Origin of the sequence: Xanthomonas sp. SHU 166 (genome assembly GCF_000364685.1) — a bacterium.
GTDB lineage: Bacteria > Pseudomonadota > Gammaproteobacteria > Xanthomonadales > Xanthomonadaceae > Xanthomonas_A > Xanthomonas_A sontii.
Genome location: NZ_AQOJ01000280.1, coordinates 1 through 3,951, shown reverse-complemented (window position 1 = coordinate 3,951; position 3,951 = coordinate 1). Strand labels below are relative to the sequence as shown.

Annotated in this window: 3 protein-coding genes; 2 read left to right on the top strand and 1 reads right to left on the bottom strand. The window is 71.3% G+C overall.

Features of this window, described 5'->3' with window-relative positions:
* Positions 1-815: type I 3-dehydroquinate dehydratase (gene aroD / locus D180_RS08900; protein ID WP_017912520.1), on the top strand; the 815-nt coding region annotated here is incomplete at its 5' end.
* 48 nt (positions 816-863) lie between these two features.
* Entirely contained in the window at positions 864-2,171 is a 1,308-nt protein-coding gene (locus D180_RS08895) for an MFS transporter (RefSeq protein WP_043090687.1), read from the top strand.
* Positions 2,172-2,384: 213 nt separating this feature from the next.
* Here the strand turns inward: D180_RS08895 and D180_RS08890 are convergent.
* The coding region (locus D180_RS08890) for a PQQ-binding-like beta-propeller repeat protein (protein WP_017912518.1) at positions 2,385-3,951 on the bottom strand (1,567 nt) is incomplete at its 5' end.

The following is a 3,951-nucleotide window of genomic DNA, read 5'->3' as shown; positions in this document are numbered from 1 at the left end:
CAGCGGCGCCCGCCGCGCCGTCCGCGGGCGCGCCGCTGCCGCCGCCGCGCGTGCTGCAGATCCGCGGACTCGACATCGGTGCCGGCCTGCCCAAGATCATCGTGCCGATCACCGCGCACGACGCCGAGCAGGCGCTGGCGCAGGCGCAGCGCATAGCCGCCTCGCCCGATGCGGACCTGGCCGAGTGGCGCATCGACCTGATGGACGGGGCCACCGACGCGGCGGCGCTGGCGGCCCTGGGGCCGCGCCTGGCGCAGGCACTGCACGGCAAGCCGCTGCTGCTGACCTTCCGCACCAAGGCCGAGGGCGGTGCGGTGGCGATCGACGATGCCGCCTACGGCGCGCTGTACGTGCGCCTGCTGGACGCGCGCTTCGCCGACCTGCTCGATGTGGAGATGTTCCGCGACCCGGCGGTGCTGCGGCGGCTGGTCGAGCATGCGCACCGGCAGGGCGTGTATGTGGTGATGTCCAGCCACGACTTCCACGCCACTCCCCCGGTGGCGGAGATCGTGGCGCGGCTGCAGCGGCAACAGGCGCTGGGCGCCGACGTGCTGAAGATCGCGGTGATGCCGCGAGATCCCGGCGACGTGCTGCACCTGCTCGACGCCACCTGGCAGATGCGCCAGCGCAGCGGGCAGCCGCTGCTGACCATGGCGATGGGGCCGCTGGGCGCGGTGTCGCGGCTGTCCGGCGGCACCTTCGGGCAGAGCCTGACCTTCGGCATGCTCGGCAGCGCCTCGGCGCCGGGGCAGATCGACGCGGCGCGCCTGCGCCAGGCGCTCGACGCCCTGCACGCGGCCGCGCCCGCCAAGTGACGCCGCGTCGCCGCGGTTCTCGTTCGCCGTTCCAGCAGGAGTGACCCCATGAGCCATGCCGCCGCCCCGCCCGCCGCCCTCGTTCTGGATCGCATGAGCGGGTTCCAGTGGACGGCGATCGCGGTCTGCGTGCTGTTGAACATGCTCGACGGCTTCGACGTGATGGTGATGGCCTTCATCGCCCCGCACGTGTCGGAGGCCTGGCGTTTGTCCGGCAAGCTGCTGGGGATCGCGCTCAGCGCCGGGCTGGTGGGCATGGCGCTGGGCTCGCTGCTGCTGGCGCCGCTGGCCGACCGCTGGGGCCGGCGCAACATGATCCTGTGCTGCCTGGCGATCCTGACCGTCGGCATGGCCGCCTCGGCACTGGCGCAGGACATCTGGCAACTTGCGGCGCTGCGCGTGTTCACCGGCATCGGCATCGGCGGCATGCTCGCCGGCGTCGGCGTGATCACTGCCGAATACGCCAGCCCGAAGTGGCGCAGCACCGCAGTGGCCCTGCAGGCCACCGGCTATCCCATCGGCGCCACGCTGGGCGGGTTGATCGCCGCGATACTGCTGGAACGCTGGGGCTGGCATGCGGCCTTCCTGTTCGGCGCACTCGCCTCGCTGCTGTGCATCCCGGTGGTGCTGGCGCTGCTGCCCGAATCGCTGGACTTCCTGCTCAGCCGGCGCCCGCCGGATGCGCTGGCGCGGCTCAACGCGCTGCTGGCGCGCATGCGCGCACCGACCCTGGATGCCCTGCCGCCGCGCCCGCCGGTGCAGGAGAAGGCGGGCTACGCTGCGCTGTTCACCCCGCACCTGCGCCGCAACAGCGTGCTGATCGCGCTGGGCTTCTTCATGCACATGTTCGCCTTCTATTTCGTGCTGAGCTGGACGCCGAAACTGCTGGTGCAAGCCGGGCTGTCGGCCGAGCAGGGCGTCACCGGCGGGGTGCTGTTGAACCTGGGCGGCATCGTCGGCGGCGCCTTGTTCGGCGGCCTGGCCGCACGTTTCGCGCTGCCGCGGTTGACCGCCGTCAGCTTCCTGATCGCCGCACTGGGAATGGCGGCGTTCGCCACGCTCGGCACGCAGTTGCAGCTGGCCTTCCCCGTGGCCTTCGTGATCGGCGCGGCGCTGTTCGGCTCGATGGCCGGTCTGTATGCGGTGGCGCCGATCGTGTTCGCGCCCACCGTGCGCACCACCGGCCTGGGCTGGGCGATCGGCATCGGCCGCGTCGGCGCGATCCTTTCGCCGATGACCGTCGGCGTGCTGGTCGACGCCGGCTGGCAGCCGGCCAATCTGTACTACGTGCTGGCGTTGCCGCTGCTGGTGGCCATTGCCGCGGTGCTGACGATGCGGCTGCAGCCGGCACGGTGAGGGCGGGGCGGCGCGGGCGCGAGTCTGTCTAGTCTTCGAGGACAATGCGCTTTGCGGCGCGGCCTGGCCTGCGTCACCCGATCGGCGCCGGGTCCGGCGCCGTACCCCATGTGTCGGCCAACCTGCCGCGCCTCGGTCGAGGCGCTGTGAGGTCTCACGAACGCGGGTCCATCCATTGCCACCGCACGCAGGTGGCAATGGCGCGCCGTTTTCCTACTTGGCGTTCGGCAAGGCGTAGGCGATCACGTAGTCGCCGCGGTCCGGCGACTGCCGCGCGCCGCCGGCGGTGATCACGATGTATTGCTTGCCGGTCTTGGTCGACACGTAGGTCATCGGCCCGCCCTGGCTGCCCACCGGCAGCCGTGCCTTCCACAGTTCCTTGCCGGTGCCGCTGTCGAACGCACGCAGGTAGTAGTCCTGGGTGCCGGCGATGAACACCAGGCCGCTCTGCGTGGCCAGGGTGCCGCCCAGGGTCGGCATGCCGACCGGGATCGGCAGGTGCATCTTGAAGCCGAGCGGGCCGGTGTCCTGCACGGTGCCCACCGGCACCTGCCAGGCGATGCTTCGGGTCTTCAGGTCGATCGCGCTGAGCGTGCCGAACGGCGGCGCCTGGCAGGGGATGCCCAGCGCCGACAGGAAGCGGTTCTTGTTGACCGCGTATGGCGTGCCCTTCAGCGGCACCGCGCCCATGCCGGTGTTGACCGCCTCGCCGCCGCTGGAGGCGGCGGCCTTGTCGGCCTTCTGCGGAATCATCTGCACCCACAGGCCCAGGCGCATGTCGTTGGCGAACACCACGTCGTGCACCGGGTCGACCGACAGCCCGCCCCAGTTCATGCCGCCCAGCGAGCCGGGGAAGCTCAGCGACACATCGGTACCGGGCGCGGTGTACAGGCCCTCGTAGCGCATCTTCTTGAAGGCGATGCGGCACAGCATCTGGTCCAGCAGGGTGGCGCCCCACATGTCCGCTTCGCTCAGGTGCTTGGTGCCGATCTGCGGCATGCCCACCGAAAGCGGCTGGGTCAGCGCATACGGTTCGTGCGGGATGTCGGCGGTCTTCACCGGCACCTCGCGGACCTCGGTCAGCGGTTTGCCGGTGGCGCGGTCGAGCACGTACAGCTGGCCGGCCTTGGTGCCGATGATCAGCGCCGGCACCTTGCGGCCGTCGGCCATCGGGAAGTCGATCAGGCTCGGCTGCATCGGCAGGTCGAAGTCCCACAGATCGTTGTGCACGGTCTGGTAGACCCACTTGACCTGGCCGGTGCTCGCATCCAGCGCGGTGATCGAGGCGCCGAAGCGGTGGTCCAGCGCGCTGCGCTCGGCACCGTACAGGTCGGTGGACGGGCTGCCCATCGGCAGGAACACCGTGTTGGAGGCGGCGTCGTAGGACATCGGCGCCCACACGTTCGGCGTGCTGCGCACGTAGGTCTTGCCCGGCGCCGGCGGCTGCGTGTCCTGCGGGTTGCCCGGGTCGAAGGCCCAGCGCTGTGCGCCGGTGATCACGTCGAAGCCGCGGATCACGCCGCCGGGCATGTCGGCCTGCACGTTGTCGGCGACGCGGCCGCCCACCACCACCGTGGTCCCGGCCACGGTCGGCGCCGAGGTCAACTGGTAGAACGGATCGGGTGCGGCGCCGAGGCCGGCCTTCAGGTCGACCTGGCCGTTCTGGCCGAAGCCGCTGCAGAACGCGCCGGTGTCCGCGTCCAGCGCGATCAGCCGCGCGTCGATGGTGTTGGTCAGCACGCGGCGCCGGCAGTTGGCGCCGGCCGGCAGCGCCGCCGCC

What these genes read in the sequence shown, in the direction of transcription:
- D180_RS08895 (WP_043090687.1), top strand. Translation starts at nt 864, where the DNA reads ATGAGCCATGCCGCCGCCCCGCCCGCCGCCCTCGTTCTGGATCGCATG.